Raw genomic sequence first — 18,908 nt, forward strand, 5'->3', positions numbered from 1 at the left:
CCCTGCAAGCTGAGACTCCACAAAAATCTGAATGGCTTTACCGGTTGTAAGTTTGCGAGTGCGATGGTCGGCAAGCAGGCCGCGGTATTCTCCGACATTCAGCAAATTTAGGCATTTACAAATGACTGATTTTGAGTTATTGTTACCCATGCTATGGTCTCCTTCTGTTATGGAGTGGGTAACATGCCTACACCTTAACAATAGGAGATTTTTTTATGAGCAACCAGAAGAATACCAGTAATANCAACCATATTTAGGATATTTTACAAACAATTTTTCTGTAATTTCTCATGTCAGGTTTGGTGCAAGGCTAGTGGTGAAATGGGGCAAATCGGGTGTTTTAGCGCAAAAAGCCTGCACTTTTACAGTTATTTTACGCAAAACAGCAATTCGATTCCCAAATAACATTTTTGCAGGAATCGTATCAAAGGGCACACGCGTTGGATCCGAAAATGCTATGATATATAAAAATTCTGATCCTACCGCGTATCGTTCCTTCCGAAAAATACGTTTATACCGTTGAGTAAGCATTCAGCTTATTCCGGGTTGGTCGAAGGCTGGTTTGTAGGACATAACATAAGATGGCTCTTCGAAGAGAGTGCGATCTTACATTACAGAGGGAGGTGGGTTCCGGTGCCAATAGCAGCTAGAGAGCGAAATCCGCGGAGACCTGTGTCTGCACCGTCCCGTTCTGGAGAGGGCAACTTTCATTCATGGGTCCAATTGTATGGTAGCGAACTGCGTAACTACTGCCGTTCTATCACCGGTTCCGTGTGGGAAGGGGACGATTTGGCGCAGGATACGTGGCTCAAGATATGGTCGGCGACGCAAGGGAAAGGGGAAAACGTACAACTCACACGAACCTATCTCTACCGTGCAGCCCAACATGCTTGGATCGACTGCAATCGCAAAAGGAAGCTTCCGGCCGAATCGCTCCCCCTGGACGAATATCTGCAAGCGCCGGAACCAACCGATCCCGCTGCAGTGTGGGCTGCGATGGAGACGTTGGTCACCGAGCTTTCGCCTCTTCAGCGCACCACGCTGTTGATGATTGATATTTTAAAATATACAGCTGGCGAAACAGCGCAGTTGATCGGGTCGACTGAAGGGGCCGTCAAAGCATCTTTGCACAGAGCGCGGGTCCGACTGCGGAATGCAGTGGAGGGTTCCAGCCGAGCAGTTACAGCGCCCCGGCAGGATAAGGTTCAGTCCATGGAGGAGGACTTCTTACCAGGATCGTTAAGCGACGACGTACTGGTTCTTGCCTATATGGATGCGATTCGCCGAGAAGACGCCGCTGCGCTGGCGATGCTGTATAACGACGCGCGGCCTCAGGATGTGGTTCCGGTAGTCACGCTTCAATCGTACCGTCGCAGCTCTTTACGGAGCAAGGCAGTAGACACTTCTGCGGCCGTTCCGGTGCACAACCATCTGATGTTGATGTCTTACGGTCTTGCCGCCTGATTTTGAAGGAGGGTAAGCCATGAGTTCAGTTATTCCTTACGTCATTGAGCAAACTGCTCGGGGAGAGCGGTCATATGACATTTATTCACGTTTGCTGAAGGATCGGATTGTGTTCCTTGGTTCGGCGATTGATGATCAGGTAGCGAATAGTATAATGGCGCAAATGCTGTTTCTGGCAGCGGAAGATCCAGAGAAAGATATTTACTTCTACATCAACAGTCCAGGCGGTTCGACATCAGCGGGCTTCGCGATCTACGATACGATGCAGTATGTAAAACCTGATGTGCAGACGATCTGCTCCGGGATGGCAGCCTCTTTTGCTGCGATTCTGTTAATGGCCGGGGCCAAAGGCAAACGCTTCGCACTTCCGAACAGCGAAATTATGATTCACCAACCGCATGGTGGTGCCCAAGGGCAGGCCAGCGACATTGCGATCAGTGCCAATCGGATATTGCGAACCCGGTCTGTGCTGAATACCATTGCTGCGGATTGCACTGGTCAACCCTTGGAGCGGATTGAAAAAGACATGGACCGCGATTATTTCATGAGTGCAGACGAAGCGCGCGAGTACGGGATCATCGATCAGGTGATTACGCACAATAAGCGCGTTAGCTGATTGAAGTGCATACCAAGGAAAATCCAAGGACGGCAGAAGGCGCACAGCCCTCTCCGTCCTCTTTCTTTTTGCAGAATCAAACGAAGGGGATTGGGGCAGGATTAGCATCAGGATCCCTGCAAATTCTTAGTCAATGTACGCGTAATAAAGACACTCGTATCCGCTGGGAAGCCGCCTGTTTTTTTGCTTAAGCTTGTCCTTGACAGCCTAGAGGGGCTTTGCTAAGATGGGAACAATATATTTTCGTAAGCGGCTATACGGTCTTGATATATAGGGTTGTGTCTTCATAGGAATGACAGCGGTAGTCGTTTTTTTTAAGATATCAGAAAGTATAAACTGCGGGGGATTGGCATCCTGATATCGCAAGAAAAACATCCGCTAAACGCGGTCTGTCTACTTTGAATTTACGTCGATAGACGTTTTTCTTATACCCGGATTTCAGGAATGAAGCCCAACAAATCAACAAATTCGAAGGAGGATTCATCACGGTGTGGGAAAGTAAATTTGACAAGGAAGGCTTAACGTTTGACGATGTGCTTCTGATTCCCCGTAAATCGGAGGTATTGCCTAAAGAGGTGGATGTGTCCACTCGGCTTAGCGACAAGGTGAAGCTGAACATCCCATTGATCAGTGCGGGCATGGACACAGTCACAGAAGCGGCGTTGGCGATTGCCATCGCACGGGAAGGCGGCATTGGGATCATCCACAAAAATATGCCGGTCGAACAACAAGCTGAAGAGGTCGATCGGGTGAAACGCTCCGAGAGCGGCGTAATCACCAATCCTTTCTCGCTGACTCCAGATCATCTCGTATCCGACGCAGAGCAGGTTATGGCCAAGTTCCGTATTTCCGGCGTACCGATTGTAAATGAGGAGCAGAAGCTGGTGGGGATTTTGACCAACCGCGACCTGCGTTTTGTTCATGATTACAATATCAAAATCAGCGACGTCATGACGAGAGACAACCTGATTACCGCTCCGGTGGGAACCTCGTTGCAAGAAGCTGAAATTATTTTGCAGAAGCATAAAATCGAGAAGCTTCCGCTCGTTGACGAGAATAATATCCTGAAAGGCCTTATCACAATCAAAGATATTGAAAAAGCAATCCAATTCCCGAACGCCGCCAAGGATGCCCAAGGGCGCTTGCTTGTAGGCGCGGCGGTGGGGATCTCCAAGGATACGTTTGAACGGACGGAGGCTTTGGTGAAAGCCGGCGTTGACGTCATTACGGTGGATTCGGCGCATGGACACCACATTAACATTATTGATGCAGTGGCCGAGCTTCGCAGACGGTATCCGGATTTGACGATTATCGCAGGTAACGTAGCGACAGGTGAAGGAACGAGAGCTTTGATTGAAGCGGGAGCTTCCGTCGTGAAAGTAGGGATTGGACCGGGTTCGATCTGTACCACCCGCGTCGTTGCCGGGATCGGTGTACCGCAAATTACAGCGGTTTATGATTGTGCGACAGTTGCCCGTGAATACGGGATTCCGATCATCGCGGACGGCGGTATCAAATATTCTGGCGAAATCACCAAAGCAATCGCGGCTGGTGCGCATGCGGTCATGTTGGGCAGCTTGTTTGCCGGAACGGAAGAAAGCCCTGGGGACTCGGAAATCTATCAAGGGCGTCGGTATAAGGTATACAGAGGCATGGGCTCGATGGGGGCCATGAAGCAAGGTAGTAAGGACCGCTACTTCCAGGACGATGACAAGAAGCTCGTGCCGGAAGGGATTGAAGGTCGCGTAGCGTATAAGGGACCGCTCTCGGATACGATCCACCAACTTATTGGTGGTCTGCGTTCCGGGATGGGATATTGCGGCACGAAGACGCTCGACGAGTTGCGCAACGATACGCAATTTGTCCGCATTACGGGCGCCGGCCTGCGCGAAAGCCATCCGCATGACGTGCAAATCACCAAAGAAGCGCCTAACTACTCGATTCAATAAACTGATAAATTTTGATAGAAATGGGCTGACCATTTTATTCCATCACTGGCAGGGCGTTTTCCGCCCTGCTTGTCTTTTTTTACAGATACCCCTGTGATAGAATAGATAAAGCAAAATGAAAGAATATGAGGGGAGCTTTAAGGGCATTGAAACTCAAACAACCACAACGCAAATCGACAACTAAACGGCATGTCTTGCGCAAAAGCGTTGCTTCTGTGCTGCTGGTGAATGCGCTAGTATTCTCTCTTGCGCCGGCGATGGCGCTGGCAGAAGGGGAACAGACGGAATCTACTAATGCCGGAACAACATCAACCGAAACGACGACAGTGCAAACAACGGCTACCTCAATTCCTTCCGTGGAGTCTTTAGATTTGGAAGTCAGCGCTGCGATCTTGCTCGAGCCTGTCTCTGGCCAAATCTTATTGAACGTTAATGGGGAACAACCGCTGCCTCCGGCCAGCATGACCAAGATGATGACCGAATATATCGTAGCGGAACTTGTGAAACAAGGAAAGTTTAGCTGGGATGACGTAGTGACAGTACAGAAAAATGCAGCCCAAACAATCGGTTCACGGATTTTTCTGGCCGAAGGGGATCAACATACTGTAGAAGAACTCTATACGGCGATGGCGATTGCCTCTGCCAATGATGCGACGGTGGCTCTGGCGGAATACGTAGCCGGCTCCGAACAGGCTTTCGTGAAAATGATGAACGATGAAGCGAAGCGAATGGGGATGAAGACCGCTCACTTTGCCAACTCAACTGGTTTGGATATTGCAGATATGCCAGCGGAATTCCGGCCAACCGATGGGAAAGAGACCGTAATGTCCGCGCTGGATGCTGCGATTTTGGCCAAATATATTGTTACGGATCATCCTGACTTTGCTCGCTTTACCACAATTCAAAGCAAGAAGTTCCGTGAACGCGATGCCGCGCCGATGGTGAACTTGAACTGGATGCTGGAAGCGAATAAGAACGTCACGAATTTTAAACAATTTGCTTACGAGGGTCTGGACGGTCTGAAGACGGGACACACCTCCAATGCCGGAAACTGCTTTACAGGTACCGCGGTGCGTAACGGCATGCGTCTCATCAGCGTCGTTATGGGGACCGCCTCGGACAAAGCTCGCTTTGTGGAAACGCGGAAAGTCTTAGACTACGGGTTCAACAACTTTGAAACGAAGCAAATTGTACCGCCGAAGACGACAGTGACTGGAACCGAAACCGTTACGGTGAAGAAAGCGAAACATACGGAAGTTCCGGTGGTAACCGATCAAGCGGTTAGCTTCGTTGTGCCGAAAGGTGCAGATACCAACGCGGTTCAAGCTAAAGTGACACTGGCTGATGAAGGCACTCTGACAGCGCCGCTGAAGCAAGGAACGAAGGTTGGGACGGTAACTTATACATTTAAAGCGCCGGGTATGGACCAAACGCTGGAGAAGACGGTCAATCTGATCACAGCCGAGGATGCGGAGAAAGCCGGCTGGTTTACCTTGGTGATGCGTGCAATTGGCGATTTCTTCAGCGATCTGTTTAACGGGATCAAAAATCTTTTCTAAGGTCCATTCAAATCCGAGTAAACGGGTTGTGTATTTAAGTCGTATCTTGTAAAATATTTAGTTAGATTATTATCGGGAGGATTGGACATGGAAACAGGAACATCGCGTGTTAAAAGAGGTATGGCTGAGATGCAAAAAGGTGGCGTCATTATGGACGTCATGAATGCGGAACAAGCCAAAATTGCCGAAGCGGCCGGGGCTACCGCCGTTATGGCGCTGGAGCGTGTGCCTTCCGATATCCGGGCGGCTGGCGGCGTTGCCCGCATGGCGGATCCAACGATTATTGAGGAAGTCATGAAGGTTGTCTCCATCCCGGTTATGGCCAAAGCACGTATTGGTCATTACGTGGAAGCGAAAGTTCTGGAATCGCTTGGGGTAGACTATTTGGACGAGAGTGAAGTACTGACCCCGGCGGATGAAGTGTTCCATATCGATAAACGGGATTTCACGGTGCCGTTCGTGTGCGGCGCGAAGGACTTGGGTGAAGCGTTGCGCCGGATCAGCGAAGGTGCATCGATGATCCGGACGAAAGGCGAACCAGGAACGGGGAACATCGTTGAAGCGGTCCGCCATATGCGTCTGATCAACAGCCAAATCCGTAAAGTACAAAACATGTCGAAGGATGAACTGTACGCAGAAGCGAAGAACCTCGGCGTTTCTTACGATCTGCTGCTCGAAGTTCATGAGAAGGGTAAATTGCCAGTCGTTAACTTCGCGGCAGGCGGGGTAGCGACGCCGGCGGATGCTGCCCTGATGATGCATTTGGGTGCAGACGGGGTGTTCGTGGGATCCGGTATTTTTAAATCGGATAATCCAGAGAAATTTGCCCGGGCGATCGTTGAAGCGACGACGCACTACACGGATTACAAACTGATTGCTGAAGTATCCAAGAACTTGGGTACACCGATGAAAGGCATTGAAATTTCCAAGTTGGCCGCTGCCGAGCGGATGTCGGATCGCGGCTGGTAATCCAGATCGCGGAATAACCGCTGGAATCAAAGGCAAGTCTTTCACCCCGGCTGTCCCTTGGGATGGTCGGGGTACATCTTAGTAAACTGGGGTTTTGCCTGAATGTTCGAAGCCCTCTAGAGAAAGAAGGTTTGTCATGAGAGTAGGGGTGTTGGCGCTGCAAGGCGCAGTTGCGGAGCATATCCGCAGCCTGGAGAAGACCGGAGTTGAAGGCGTAACCGTAAAGCATGTCGAGCAGCTTGCTGACTTGGATGGATTGATTATCCCTGGCGGCGAGAGCACGACGATCGGCAAGCTCATGCGGAAATACGGCTTTATTGAAGCTATTCGCGATTTTTCTGGACAAGGGAAACCGATCTTTGGGACCTGTGCAGGATTGATCGTCATGGCGAAGGAGATCGAGGGCGGCGAGGAGCCTCATCTCGCTCTGATGGATATTAAAGTATCGCGTAATGCGTTTGGACGTCAGCGTGAAAGCTTCGAGACCGACCTTGACGTGAAGGGACTTGAGGCACCGTTGCGGGCCGTATTTATTCGTGCTCCGCTGATTACGGCGGTTGGAGACGGAGTCGAGGTGTTGTCGACCTACAAGGACGAGATCGTGACCGCACGACAAGGGCACTTGCTCGTATCGTCGTTTCACCCGGAACTGACCGACGACTTCTCGCTACATACGTATTTTGTGGAGATGATCAAGCAAGCCAAGCAGCCGTAAGCAGGCCTTGACTCCTTTGCGGGTTGAGGTTTTGTCTGTTTTACCGGCGTTTTGAAATTCCGTTATGCAGCCTTTCCGTCCGCGGGTCTCCCCAGATGAAGGTCGGCAGGTCTGTGCGGGATCATTCTAGGAGGGACTACTCATGTTAGATGTGAAAATCTTACGAAATGACTATGCGCGTGTTGAGGAAGCGCTGAAAAATCGGGGGAAATCGTTGGAGCTGATCTCCGGTTTTGCCCCGCTGGATGAGAAACGCCGGGAGCTGCTTCAAGAGAGCGAAGCGCTTAAGAACCGTCGGAACACGGTGTCTGCAGAAGTGGCCAAGCGTAAGAAAAATAAAGAGGACGCCGACGAGCTGATCGTGGAGATGCGCGAAGTCGGGGATCGCATCAAGGAGCTGGACGAAGAGGTACGGACGTTGGAAGCCCAAATTGACCAGCTGATGCTCTCGATTCCAAACATTCCGCACGAAAGTGTACCGGTGGGGGCTTCTGAAGAAGATAACGTTGAAGTCCGCCGCTGGAGCGAACCGCGTAAATTTGATTTTACACCGAAGGCGCATTGGGATATTGCCGCTGACCTCGGCATCCTTGACTTCGAGGCTGCCGCTAAGGTAACCGGCTCGCGGTTTACGTTTTACAAAGGGCTGGGAGCCCGTCTTGAGCGTGCGCTCATCAACTTTATGATGGATCTGCACAGCAACGAGCACGGCTATGAGGAAATGCTTCCACCATACATCGTGAATCAAGACAGCTTATACGGTACAGGACAACTTCCGAAGTTCGAAGAGGATTTGTTCAAGCTCACCGGCAGCAACGACTACTATCTGATCCCAACCGCTGAGGTTCCGGTGACCAACTATCATCGTGACGAAATTTTAACTGCGGAAGATTTGCCGCGTTATTATGTGGCATACAGCTCCTGCTTCCGTTCGGAAGCCGGTGCAGCGGGCCGCGATACCCGTGGTTTGATTCGTCAGCACCAGTTCAATAAGGTGGAAATGATCAAAATTGTGCATCCGGACACTTCCTATGACGAGCTGGAGAAAATGACGGAGAACGCGGAACGCGTGCTGCAGCTGTTGGGCCTGCCTTACCGTGTACTTGCCTTGTGTACGGGGGATATGGGCTTTACGGCGGCCAAAACCTATGACCTAGAGGTGTGGCTCCCGGAAAGCGGCGTCTATCGCGAAATCTCCTCTTGCTCGAACGTGGAGGACTTCCAAGCTCGCCGGGCCAACATTCGCTTCCGTCCGGAGCCGAAGGCGAAGCCGGAGTTCGTGCATACGCTGAATGGTTCAGGGCTGGCTGTCGGTCGGACCGTCGCGGCCATTCTTGAGAATTACCAACAAGAGGACGGCAGTGTAGTTATTCCAGAAGTTCTGCGTCCGTATATGGGCAATTTACAGAAGATTACCAAGCGGAATTAACTTGCACGCTTGCGGACGATATGGTAGAATCTGATTTGTTACGCGAATCGGATTTTTCCTTGGAGAGGTACCGAAGCGGTCATAACGGGGCGGTCTTGAAAACCGTTAGGGTGCAAGCCCACGTGGGTTCGAATCCCACCCTCTCCGCCATACATATTGCACATTTAGAGAGCAGAGATGCTCTCTTTTTTCGTGTATAAGGCCAGCTATTTCTTCGCAAATTAACCTTGTTGATTAAATCAAGGGAGGCTTTATCTGTTATGACGAAACCGCAGACCTATCAAACCTCTGGATCCGATAATATCCAAGACCAGGATCATCGGCGTGATAAGGGGAAAAGAGGCCCAGAACCGTTATCCGGGTCCAAAAAGGTGAAAATGCGTAAACAAGATGGTCATTACAATCCGGAAGGGTAAGCCTAATCCATTGAAAACATTCGCTGTTCCGCAGCCCCAGCTTCTGCTGGGGCTTTTGTATTGAAGGGACTTATGAATTAGAACAAGACAACAAGACAAGAAAATGTCATAATAAAGGTAAGGGTATGTCCTTTAAAGGGGAGCATGAATACTAGAGAAAGCCTGGTGAGAGGGAAGAATTGAGCAAACCAACTTGAAAGGATCGTGATGCCATTTGAACGCAGTTAATCCAAACCATCTGATTCCACCGAATGCAACCCAAGTACGCCAACATAAACAGCGGACGCTGAAAAGTACTTTATTCAGATCGATGTTTATTGTCATTGGAGCGGTGATCGTCTCTGTTGCACTGGAGCTGTTCTTGGTACCAAATAAAATTACGGACGGCGGGATAACCGGTATTTCCGTAATGACCTCTTATTTATCGGGACTCCCGCTTGGGGTATTCCTCTTCCTTTTCAACCTCCCGTTTCTAATTGTCGGTTATAAACAAATCGGCAAGACTTTTGCAATATCCACCCTTTTGGGCATTACTGTTATGTCGGCCGGTACAACACTGCTGCACCATGCTGAACCGTTTGTAACGGATACCTTGCTGGCTTTCGTGTTTGGCGGTATTTTGTTAGGGTTAGGTACCGGTTTAGTCATCCGCTTTGGAGGCTCTTTGGATGGTACCGAAATTGTAGCCATTCTGATTTCGCGCAGAACTCCGTTTTCGGTTGGCGAGATCATTATGTTTTTTAACTTCTTTATTTTGCTTAGCGCAGGCTTTGTGTTTGGCTGGGAGCGCGCCTTATTTTCGCTGTTAGCTTATTATATTGCCTACAAATCGATTGATATCGTGGTAGATGGCTTAAACGAGTCGAAATCGGTATGGATCATCAGCGATCAAATCGATGAGATCGGAGATGCTATTCTAAGCCGTTTGGGCCGCGGCGTTACGTACTTAACTGGAGAAGGCGGTTTTTCCGGGGATCCGAAGAAAGTTATCTTCTGTGTAATTACCCGCTTGGAAGAAGCTAAGCTGAAGGAAATCGTTAATCATTACGATGAAAATGCATTTTTGGCAGTCGGAAACATTCATGACGTCAAAGGCGGACGTTTCAAGAAAAAGGCGATCCATTAATTTGGAGAAATGAATTCCGTCCTATTGGCGTATGGTTTATGATATGTGAGAAGTGTTCAGAAAAAGGAATGCTTTAGAATGAGGTTAGGGCAGGAGAGAGGAGACTGTAATGTCTAGGAAATGGTTCACGTCGATGATGCTGGTGATGCTGTCTGTCGTGCTGGTATTGTCCGGCTGCAGCAGTAAGAAAGAACCGAAGGAAGCCTTGAGCAGCGCAGCGATGAAGGCGCTGGAGATGGATTCCTACGTGGTGGAGAATCAAATTAAGATCTTGGATTTCTCCGTAGAAGGGACAGAAGAGGCAGAGTCTGCGGAAGTAGGCGCGGTGTTTTCCATGCTCAAGAACGCAGAGATCAACATCAAGCAAATTTACCAGAAGGAACCGATGCAAACGGAAGCAACGCTGGAAGTCAAACTGACAGGGGATATGACAACCACCATTACTATCCCGTTGGTGATGACAGCCGAGAAGCTGTATGTGAAAATCCCAAGCATTCCGTTCTTGCCATTGCCGGAGTCAGTGACAGGGAAATTCCTGGTACTGGACTTGAAAGAGCTGGCAGAGCAAGCGGGCGAGGAATTTAATCCGGATCTATTCAACCCGGAGAAGAGTCAGAAGCTGAGTATGGAATTGATGGGGGCATTATTTGCCGAATATGAGTCGGGGGCTTACTTCAGCAACATCGATCCTAAGGAGGCATCGCTGCCGGCGGGCTTCAAGGCGAAGCAAGTTGTGCAGTTTGCCATTACGAATGACAATGTAAAAGAAGCGGTGACCATTCTGGTAAACCAGGCATTGCCGAAGATGCTGGATATCCTGGCGAAAGAAGAATACCGTTCGATGCTGCAGCTGACGCCGGAGGAAATCGAGCAGGCGAAGCAGGAGCTGCAGGAAGGCAACCAGGATGAATTGGGCGAGGCGCTGGATGAGATGAAGAATCATCTGCAAATCAACAAGTTCACTGTGGATACCGCCATCGACGAGAACAATTACCCAGCGTACTACAATGTTCAGGTGGACGTCGCCGTGAACGATCCGGATACGCAGACGAACGTTAAGGCAGCGGTGCAAATGACCAGCCACTTTACCCAAATCAACGAGAAGCCAGCCTTTGAAATTGGCATCCCGACAGACACGTTGACTTTGGAACAGCTGCAAGAGGAAATGAGCCAGTTTGGCTATTAGGCGTTAGGACTTATCCAACAGTTTATACTTACACTCGAAAAAAACCTCCAGTCCCATGTTTCTTAAGGGGCTGGAGGTTTTAATGTTTTATGAGAAGTTATTTCTTGCGAAGCCGGCGGAAGAACTCGGTTAACAGCGAGGCGCATTCCTCTTGAAGTATGCCAGAGGTAATATCGGTCCGGTGGTTAAACCGCGGCTCCTGCAGCAGGTTCATCAGCGTGCCGGCACATCCTGCCTTTGGGTCCGGTGCTCCGTAGATCACATGGGGGACACGACACTGTACGATCGCTCCGGCGCACATGGGGCAAGGCTCTAGCGTGACATAGAGTCGACAGTGGAGAAGCCGCCAGGCACCCAGCCGCTCGCTCGCTTCGCGGATGGCAATCATCTCGGCATGGGCGGTTCCATCGAGCGAGCTTTCCCGCAGGTTGTGGCCGCGTCCAACGATTTCGTCGCCTCGGACGATCACCGCACCGATGGGGACTTCGCCGATGGCTTCTGCTTTTCGAGCTTCCCGAATTGCCTCGGCCATCCAATATTCATGGGGATAAGTTGAGGCAGGAGGTTCGGGGATCAAAGGGGATGAAGAAGGCATAGATCAAATCAACTCCTTAATGAACGTAACCATTCGTTTTGTCCAACGAACAGGCATTCGTTGTTAACATGTTGTGAATAACATTGTGTATAACTGCAAGAATATCCCCATTTTTATACACATATTATCCAGAACATTGTGAGTATGTTGATAATTTGTGGATAACTCAACAGAACATCACGTCTCATAGATAAGACTCAAGAACTGGCTTTGTAGGCATTTCTACATATTGTAAGGATACGATCTGGGAAATTCAACGTCTTTGCAAAACATGTCGTAAAAGGTATGATGTATGTAGAAATTGTGAATCCCATAAATATCCATAAATTAGTTCCAGAGGTGGGATAAACACTTGACTATAAAAACCAAGCTCGCTTTGATTATATCTTGTTTTGCGCTGATTATCCTCTCTCTGAATATCGTTTTAAGTTATTTTACGGTACGGGACAATCTGCGCAGGGACAGCGAAGCGAACATGATGCTGACCGCGAATCAAATTGCTATTGCTGTCGAACAAAGTCGTTCGTTGTATAATTATGTCAAGCTCACGTTGGGCGGAAAAATGAGCAGCGACATGACGGATGCGATCCTGATCATGACCAGCCCGGATCGTATTGCGCAAAAATCGATGAGTACGAACCGCAGTCTGTTGGAGATTACAGGAATTGACCCGAATCATTTTGATGAGAACCATCGGCTGTTCGGTACCTATAACTATAAAAATGATGAAGGCTTGAGACAATCGGTCGCAGAGGCCATTTCGCAAAATCGCAGCCTGGTAGTGGATACTCGGATTAACGGCGAACGTGTGCTGGAGTGCTATGTTCCCATTTCGAATTACAGGGAGAATCCTTACGTCATTCGTGTTGTGTCTAGTTATTCCCCGATTGCCGATGCGATCAACAAGCAGATGATCGGTCAGCTTATCGTTTCCGTTAGTCTGTTGGCATTAATGGTGACGGGGAGCTATTGGATGGCTGGCGGGCTGATCCGACCGATTCGCCATATTTTAGACCAGGTGAATGTGTTGGCTTCAGGCCGGCTGGATACTCGTTTAAAAGTCAGCAGCTTTGACGAGCTTGGACTCCTTGCCCACAAAATTAACATCATGGCGGACAACTTGGGCCGGTATACGACCGAGCTGAGGCAAAAAAGCGAAGAGAACCGGTCCATGAAGGAGTATCTGGAATCGATCATAAGCCAGACGGCGGATGCGATCCATATTACGGATGTCAAAGGGCGGGTGTTGCAAGTCAATGCCGCCTTCGAAAGGCTGTACGGCTGGAGCAGCGAAGAAATTGTCGGGAAGTATCTCGAGTATCTTCCGGAGTTCGAGTTAGATGGGCGGACCATTTGGCGTCCGGAGGCGGAAGTGATTGAAACCGCTGAATCGGTATTGGCGGAGACGGTTCGATTGCGCAAGGACGGCAGCCAAGTTGAGGTGAGTATCAGCGTATCACCGATCTTCGACCAAGCGGGCAAAATTACCGCATTGATCAGCATTTCCCGCGACATGACGGAGCACAATAAAATGGAAGACCTGTTGCGTCGGTCTGAGAAGCTCACCACGGTAGGGCAGCTCGCCGCCGGGGTTGCACATGAAATCCGCAATCCGTTGACGACGCTTCGCGGGTTTCTGCAAATGCAGCAGCGCACCCGGACGGTGAACGTGATGCATACCGATGTGATGCTGGCGGAGCTGGACCGAATTAATCTGATCGTCAGCGAATTTCTGATTTTAGCCAAGCCTCAGGCAGTGCAGTTTCAGATCAAGGACGTCCGCTTCACGATGGGGGACGTCGTCTCTTTGTTGGATAGCGAAGCCCATTTACATAATATTGAATTTGAAGTGCATTTCTCGCCAAGCCCGGTTCTGGTACACTGTGAAGAGAACCAATTGAAGCAGGTATTCATCAACTTGTTGAAAAATGCCATGGAGGCCATGCCCAAAGGAGGTAAGATCCTGCTTCAAGTGGAAGAGGACGACAGTGGCTTTGCTGTGCTCCGCGTCATCGACGAAGGCGAAGGGATTGCTAAAGATCGGCTTCAGAAGTTGGGCGAGCCTTTTTACACGAACAAGGAGAAAGGAACCGGTCTCGGTCTCATGATCAGCCAGCGGATCATTGAGGGACACCGCGGGACGCTGAAGATCGAAAGCGAGCTTGGCAAAGGAACGGCTGTAACTATTACCCTCCCGCTTGTACAGGAGGAAGAAGAACATAACAAAGGGCAAGCGGATCTCGCGAATTAAAGCGAACTGCTAGGCTATGCGGAGGGACCAAAGACAGCACCATGAGAATTAATAAATTCATTAGTGAAACGGGATTTTGCTCCCGACGAGAGGCGGACAAGCTGGTCGAGTCGGGCCAAGTGACCATTAACGGCGTCAAGGCGATTCTAGGCAGCCAGGCGGAGCCAGGAGACGATGTCCGGGTCAACGGGAGGGCGATTGCGGCCAAGCGTTCTAAACACGTGTACATCGCTTTAAATAAGCCGGTGGGGATCACCTGCACAACGGAAACGCATGTGAAAGGCAATATTGTGGATTTCGTTGGGCATTCGGAGCGGATTTTTCCGATTGGGCGCTTGGATAAAGATTCCGAGGGATTGATCCTGCTCACCAGCGATGGCGATATCGTCAATAAAATTTTGCGGGCGGAAGGCAAGCACGAGAAGGAATATATCGTGACCGTGGATCGGCCGATTACCCCTAGCTTTGTGAAAGCGATGAGCGAAGGCGTCAAAATTCTCGGGGAGATGACGTTGCCGTGCAAGGTGACGCGGGTTTCGGATCGGGTGTTCCGAATTATTCTGACCGAGGGGAAGAACCGGCAGATTCGCCGGATGTGCAGCGCTCTCGGCTATGAAGTACGCAGATTGCAGCGCATCCGGATTATGAACATTCATCTCGGTCAGCAGAAGGTAGGCACTTGGCGCGACTTAACTGAACAAGAGAAGCGGGAGTTGGGCTTGGCCCTGAATTACCAGCTTTCCTAACGTAACATGGACAAAAGATAAAGGACAGGTTGCCTTACATCTAAGGCGCCTGTCCTTTGCTTCTTTATTCATGGGCAGCTGTTACACCAAGCTGCTCGGTGCTATCCGTGTACTTGCGGATGATTGACACTTCGACCCGGCGGTTCTGTGCGCGGCCCACAGCCGTATCGTTGCTGGCAACGGGGTGATATTCCCCGTATCCGATGGCGCTGAACTTCTTCGGATCCAAGTTCGTGTTCAGCAGGAGAATTTTCATGAAATTGAGCGCCCGTACCGAGCTTAAATCCCAGTTCGACGGGAATTCATAGGTTGAGATCGGCACGTTGTCGGTATGGCCGGATACGATAACCTCATAATCCGGAAATTGCTGAAGCATGTTGGAGATCGCCTTAGCTAACTGACGAGCTTCCGGTTTCACCACGGCTTCTCCTGAAGCGAAAAGCGCCTTGTCGCTAATCGTGATCATCAGCTGGGATTGATTGAGTTTCGTTTCCAGGTCATCCGTTAATCCATTTTCCTTGATATAGGTGTCTAGCTGCTTCTTCAAAGCTTCCAGGTTCTGCTGTTCTTGACGCTTCAGCTCGTTCTTCTTCGTCATTAAGCCATCCTGGGTGGATTTTGGCGTCTCGATTTCGCTGAGCGAAGTCTTGTTGTTGCTGATCATGGCGTTTTGATCGAGGACACTGGTGCCTCCGGTCAGCACGCTCTTAAATGCTTCGCTCATCTCTTGGAACTTCATCGCATCCACTGTGCTCATCCCATAGAGGACGATAAACAGCGCCAGCATCAGCGTCATCAGGTCAGAATAAGGGAGCAGCCAGCTCTCGTCGGCATGTTCCTCGTGATCTTGGTGTTTCTTATTCTTTTTGCTCACCATCACCGGCCCCCTTTTCAAAGATTTCCGCACGTTCCGCAGGGGTTAAGAACACGGCAAGTTTCTGTTGAATTGCAATCGTAGACACACCCGATTGAATGGACAGCAGGCCTTCCACCATCATCAACCGGATCTCCATCTCTTTCTTCGAGAGACGTTTCAGTTTATTGGCGATCGGGTGCCACAGCACATAACCGGTGAAAATACCGAATACCGTCGCAATAAATGCACCTGAAATGGCATGAGCCAGAATCTCCATATCGCTCATGTCGGACAGTGCGGCGATCAGACCGACAACCGCACCAAGCACCCCGAGTGTCGGAGCGTACATCCCCGCCTGAGAGAACATCAGAGCACCTGCTTTGTGGCGCTCCTCGGTGGCCGCAATATCCTCAGTCAGGACATCCTGCACGAATTCTTGATCGTTGCCGTCGATGATCATCCGCATCCCACCGCGCAGGAAGTCATCGTTGATCTCTTCAACCTTCGCTTCCAGCGCCAGCAAGCCTTCGCGGCGGGTAATGGTCGCCCATTCCGTAAACAGGGTGATCAACTCCGCTTTGCTGATCATTTTCGGTTTGACGATCGTCATTTTGATCAAGGTCGGAAACTTCTTCAACTCCGATAACGGGAAGCCCATAAACAGCGTTGCCGCCGTTCCGACAAAGATGATGACGAAGGCCGCAGGGTTCTGGACCAAGCTTTCTACGGGTGCGCCTTTTAGGAACATACCTAAAATCAGGGCAATCAATCCGAGAATCAAACCAATAATTGTTGAAAATTCCATTGTACACCTCGTCCTTGAGAGAAATTGATACCAACTTGCCCTTCCGCGTCCTTGCGGAAGAGGCTGACACACCAGTCTGAAACGATTAACTATTTTATCGACAGATTTCCCTTTTTTTTTAAGTGGTTTTTTCCGGTATAATAAGATTACGGTCAGAATGGAGAAGACCGAAAGGGAGGATATCGCAGTGGGCGTAAAACACGGCAGGGATTATGAATTTATTTTGGCTGATTTGACGAACGCGGTTGGCCGGATTCAAGATAGCTATCTTTTCTTCGAAATGGAGCCCTCGGAATGGGAAGGGTTATCGGATACGGATCGAGGCGAGGTGCTTGAAGCTCTGGCGGAGGATTTATTCTTTGGGTTGGGCTCGGAGCCGATGATTGAGGTAGGCAGTGCGATCGTGATCTATGATCCCGAAGGACATCGCATCAATATCCTGATCGGGGATTCCGAATTAACCTCCGTATCCTTGATATAACCGCATCTGTTGCTGCCGCTGTACCGTCCAATGGCGATAAGCATGAAGGCAGGGGTTCGAGAATACAATAGTTGGAGACGAGGCTAGGACAAATCAAACTTCAGATCCTGGTGCGTGACGAGGAAACTTACATATACAGGAGTTCTTGAAGAGAACGGGAGGAAGAATAATGCCGTTTACACCGCAAGAAGTAGAAGCGCATTTGGAAAAACTGGAAGGATGGGAACTAGAGGAAGGACGATGGATTTTTCGTAAATATACGTTTTCCAACTTTATGAAGGGGATCGCATTTGTAGATGAGGTAGCTGCGATCTCGGAAGCATTTAACCACCATCCCTTTATCACAATCGACTATAAAACGGTAACGCTCCGTTTGACCTCTTGGGAGGAAGGCGGCATTACAGCCGTTGACATCAAGGAGGCGCAGCAATATAACGAGGCCTACGAAAAGATGCGGTCAGGGGATTAGCCAAGTCAGCTCATGATCGGATTTATAGAGGTATCAAAACAACCGCCGGGAATTTACATTCCCGGCGGTTGTGCTTTTTTCGCGTGTTTNTTTTTNCNCCGCAAGCCATAAGGCGACGTTCGCAATTTCCTCTTCCTTTAAGCGATCCTTAAAAGAAGGCATCATGCCGCCCTTCCCTTTGGTGATAATGGAGAACAGTTGGTCTGCCGTCAATTCCGATCCAATCTTCTGCAGATTTGGGCCCGCGCCGCCTTGCAATGTATCACCGTGGCAGGAGATGCAATTTGCTTTGACGATGGCTTCGGCTTGTTCTGCGTTCATGGTGATTTCAGGCATTTGCGGCTTGGCTTCTTGCGCAGCCTCTTCCCGGCTTGGCAAGGTGAACATCAATACAAGGGCTAAAGCGCCTGCGATGACGAACAAACCGCTCATGATCCACTTTTGCATTTCAATCGCCCCTCCTATGTATGCTACCTATCCATTATAACGGAACACACGGGTTGATCATAGTCTTTGTGTCCAAATTAGGAACAAAAATTATCCGTTTCCATTAAATTGTGTGCCATAAGTCATAGTCTTAATCAAAACAAGACATAAAAAAGAGCGTGCCCTTATTCAGGCAGCCCTTTATGAACCATACAATAGAACGGTTTGGACACCCCGCCAGGTGTCATCTTCTCATACAGATCGGTAATGACAAACCCCGCCTTCTGGTAAGCCCGGATCGCTCGGGTGTTCCAGGTCAGCACTTCCAGGTCAATCTGATGATCCGGCTTACGACGCCAGGCTTCCTCCACGATGGTCCTCACAAACAGCTTGCCCAGCCCGTGGCCGCATAGCTCGGGCTTCATACCGATGCCAAGCCGGGTGACTCCTTCCATCGGGAAGTACTGAGCGAAGCCGGCAAGCTCCCCCTTCTCATCCAACACGGAGACATACTGTTCGGCGCGGATCGCCGGGTTCCCAAACTCCACGTCGAGCGCTTTCATTTGCTCCCATGGCAGCCAACTGTAGATGTCATAAGGAGAATCGTAACGCCAGGTGCAAATTTCCGCGCCATGGGCTTCTTCCATCGGTACGATACGAAACGGAGACATCGTTTGGTCCATATTGCCCCCTCCTTAATTAAAGGAAAGTCCGTCGTAATTGTTCCATTATCCTCACAATAGCCGGAATTACGCAGCTTGTAAAGGTTTTTGCCTACCCTTCGGGAAATTAAAATTGTGGGATTTCTCCTGGATATTTAGCTTTGCGGCAACCTTTTTCCCGGTTGTTT

The 18,908-nt window shown here is 49.9% G+C and carries 18 protein-coding genes and 1 tRNA gene; 14 read left to right on the forward strand and 5 right to left on the reverse strand.

Annotation, left to right across the window (positions count from 1 at the left end):
* The first annotated feature begins 633 nt into the window (after positions 1-633).
* From M891_RS24660 to M891_RS0112500, 10 genes are all read left to right on the forward strand, one after another.
* Positions 634-1,464, forward strand: a complete 831-nt coding sequence (locus tag M891_RS24660) for an RNA polymerase sigma factor (protein ID WP_198032036.1) — start codon at positions 634-636, stop codon at positions 1,462-1,464.
* Positions 1,465-1,483: 19 nt separating this feature from the next.
* Positions 1,484-2,080: an ATP-dependent Clp endopeptidase proteolytic subunit ClpP gene (gene clpP, locus M891_RS0112455; protein WP_028539076.1), complete on the forward strand. Its 597-nt coding sequence runs from the start codon at positions 1,484-1,486 to the stop codon at positions 2,078-2,080.
* Positions 2,081-2,568: 488 nt separating this feature from the next.
* Positions 2,569-4,029 carry an IMP dehydrogenase gene (gene guaB / locus M891_RS0112460; protein WP_016314648.1) on the forward strand — a complete coding sequence of 487 codons (1,461 nt, stop codon included), beginning with the start codon at positions 2,569-2,571 and terminating at the stop codon, positions 4,027-4,029.
* Positions 4,030-4,154: 125 nt separating this feature from the next.
* On the forward strand, positions 4,155-5,588 hold the full coding sequence (locus tag M891_RS0112465) for a D-alanyl-D-alanine carboxypeptidase family protein (protein WP_036626288.1): 1,434 nt from the start codon (positions 4,155-4,157) through the stop codon (positions 5,586-5,588).
* A gap of 87 nt (positions 5,589-5,675) precedes the next feature.
* Entirely contained in the window at positions 5,676-6,557 is an 882-nt protein-coding gene (gene pdxS / locus M891_RS0112470; protein ID WP_009226788.1) for a pyridoxal 5'-phosphate synthase lyase subunit PdxS, read from the forward strand.
* A 136-nt stretch (positions 6,558-6,693) separates the two neighbouring features.
* The gene (gene pdxT, locus M891_RS0112475; protein ID WP_016314646.1) at positions 6,694-7,272 is read left to right on the forward strand and encodes a pyridoxal 5'-phosphate synthase glutaminase subunit PdxT; all 579 of its coding nucleotides are present in this window, start codon (positions 6,694-6,696) and stop codon (positions 7,270-7,272) included.
* A 142-nt stretch (positions 7,273-7,414) separates the two neighbouring features.
* A complete protein-coding gene (gene serS / locus M891_RS0112480; protein WP_028539077.1) occupies positions 7,415-8,701 on the forward strand; it encodes a serine--tRNA ligase in 1,287 nt (428 codons plus the stop codon).
* 61 nt (positions 8,702-8,762) lie between these two features.
* Positions 8,763-8,851 (forward strand) — tRNA-Ser (locus M891_RS0112485).
* 576 nt (positions 8,852-9,427) lie between these two features.
* Entirely contained in the window at positions 9,428-10,243 is an 816-nt protein-coding gene (locus tag M891_RS0112495) for a YitT family protein (RefSeq protein WP_232228338.1), read from the forward strand.
* Positions 10,244-10,352: 109 nt separating this feature from the next.
* A complete protein-coding gene (locus M891_RS0112500) occupies positions 10,353-11,429 on the forward strand; it encodes a hypothetical protein (protein WP_028539079.1) in 1,077 nt (358 codons plus the stop codon).
* 97 nt (positions 11,430-11,526) lie between these two features.
* On the opposite strand, the gene tadA is transcribed toward M891_RS0112500, so the two are convergent.
* Positions 11,527-12,024: a tRNA adenosine(34) deaminase TadA gene (tadA, locus tag M891_RS0112505; RefSeq protein ID WP_009226794.1), complete on the reverse strand. Its 498-nt coding sequence runs from the start codon at positions 12,022-12,024 to the stop codon at positions 11,527-11,529.
* 352 nt (positions 12,025-12,376) lie between these two features.
* On the opposite strand from tadA, the gene M891_RS0112510 reads away from it, so the two are divergent.
* Positions 12,377-14,275 (forward strand): ATP-binding protein, encoded by a 1,899-nt coding sequence (locus tag M891_RS0112510; protein ID WP_028539081.1) that lies wholly within the window; start codon positions 12,377-12,379, stop codon positions 14,273-14,275.
* 41 nt (positions 14,276-14,316) lie between these two features.
* The gene (rluF, locus tag M891_RS0112515; protein WP_028539082.1) at positions 14,317-15,021 is read left to right on the forward strand and encodes a 23S rRNA pseudouridine(2604) synthase RluF; all 705 of its coding nucleotides are present in this window, start codon (positions 14,317-14,319) and stop codon (positions 15,019-15,021) included.
* Between the two features lie 64 nt (positions 15,022-15,085).
* On the opposite strand, the gene motB is transcribed toward rluF, so the two are convergent.
* The gene (gene motB, locus M891_RS0112520; protein WP_028539083.1) at positions 15,086-15,895 is read right to left on the reverse strand and encodes a flagellar motor protein MotB; all 810 of its coding nucleotides are present in this window, start codon (positions 15,893-15,895) and stop codon (positions 15,086-15,088) included.
* Complete coding sequence (motA, locus tag M891_RS0112525) at positions 15,879-16,682, reverse strand: flagellar motor stator protein MotA (protein WP_016314637.1); 804 nt, start codon at positions 16,680-16,682, stop codon at positions 15,879-15,881. The genes motB and motA overlap by 17 nt, the downstream gene beginning before the upstream one ends.
* A gap of 187 nt (positions 16,683-16,869) precedes the next feature.
* Between motA and M891_RS0112530 the strand changes: the two genes are divergently transcribed.
* Positions 16,870-17,163: a hypothetical protein gene (locus M891_RS0112530; protein WP_028539084.1), complete on the forward strand. Its 294-nt coding sequence runs from the start codon at positions 16,870-16,872 to the stop codon at positions 17,161-17,163.
* Between the two features lie 169 nt (positions 17,164-17,332).
* A complete protein-coding gene (locus M891_RS0112535) occupies positions 17,333-17,632 on the forward strand; it encodes a 4a-hydroxytetrahydrobiopterin dehydratase (protein WP_016314635.1) in 300 nt (99 codons plus the stop codon).
* 33 nt (positions 17,633-17,665) lie between these two features.
* Here M891_RS0112535 and M891_RS23875 read toward each other — a convergent pair whose 3' ends face one another.
* Both M891_RS23875 and M891_RS0112545 read right to left on the reverse strand, forming a co-directional pair.
* Positions 17,666-18,079 (reverse strand): c-type cytochrome, encoded by a 414-nt coding sequence (locus tag M891_RS23875; RefSeq protein WP_157268804.1) that lies wholly within the window; start codon positions 18,077-18,079, stop codon positions 17,666-17,668.
* A gap of 164 nt (positions 18,080-18,243) precedes the next feature.
* Positions 18,244-18,741: a GNAT family N-acetyltransferase gene (locus M891_RS0112545; protein WP_028539085.1), complete on the reverse strand. Its 498-nt coding sequence runs from the start codon at positions 18,739-18,741 to the stop codon at positions 18,244-18,246.
* Between the last annotated feature and the right edge of the window lie 167 nt (positions 18,742-18,908).

Origin of the sequence: Paenibacillus sp. J14, from assembly GCF_000518465.1 — a bacterium.
Classification (GTDB): domain Bacteria; phylum Bacillota; class Bacilli; order Paenibacillales; family Paenibacillaceae; genus Fontibacillus; species Fontibacillus barengoltzii.

What these genes read in the sequence shown, in the direction of transcription:
- M891_RS0112545 (WP_028539085.1), bottom strand. Translation starts at nt 18,741, where the DNA reads ATGGACCAAACGATGTCTCCGTTTCGTATCGTACCGATGGAAGAAGCC.
- M891_RS0112495 (WP_232228338.1), top strand. Translation starts at nt 9,428, where the DNA reads ATGTTTATTGTCATTGGAGCGGTGATCGTCTCTGTTGCACTGGAGCTG.
- M891_RS0112500 (WP_028539079.1), top strand. Translation starts at nt 10,353, where the DNA reads ATGTCTAGGAAATGGTTCACGTCGATGATGCTGGTGATGCTGTCTGTC.
- serS (WP_028539077.1), top strand. Translation starts at nt 7,415, where the DNA reads ATGTTAGATGTGAAAATCTTACGAAATGACTATGCGCGTGTTGAGGAA.
- clpP (WP_028539076.1), top strand. Translation starts at nt 1,484, where the DNA reads ATGAGTTCAGTTATTCCTTACGTCATTGAGCAAACTGCTCGGGGAGAG.
- pdxT (WP_016314646.1), top strand. Translation starts at nt 6,694, where the DNA reads ATGAGAGTAGGGGTGTTGGCGCTGCAAGGCGCAGTTGCGGAGCATATC.
- pdxS (WP_009226788.1), top strand. Translation starts at nt 5,676, where the DNA reads ATGGAAACAGGAACATCGCGTGTTAAAAGAGGTATGGCTGAGATGCAA.
- M891_RS0112535 (WP_016314635.1), top strand. Translation starts at nt 17,333, where the DNA reads ATGCCGTTTACACCGCAAGAAGTAGAAGCGCATTTGGAAAAACTGGAA.
- M891_RS0112465 (WP_036626288.1), top strand. Translation starts at nt 4,155, where the DNA reads ATGAGGGGAGCTTTAAGGGCATTGAAACTCAAACAACCACAACGCAAA.
- motA (WP_016314637.1), bottom strand. Translation starts at nt 16,682, where the DNA reads ATGGAATTTTCAACAATTATTGGTTTGATTCTCGGATTGATTGCCCTG.
- rluF (WP_028539082.1), top strand. Translation starts at nt 14,317, where the DNA reads ATGAGAATTAATAAATTCATTAGTGAAACGGGATTTTGCTCCCGACGA.
- tadA (WP_009226794.1), bottom strand. Translation starts at nt 12,024, where the DNA reads ATGCCTTCTTCATCCCCTTTGATCCCCGAACCTCCTGCCTCAACTTAT.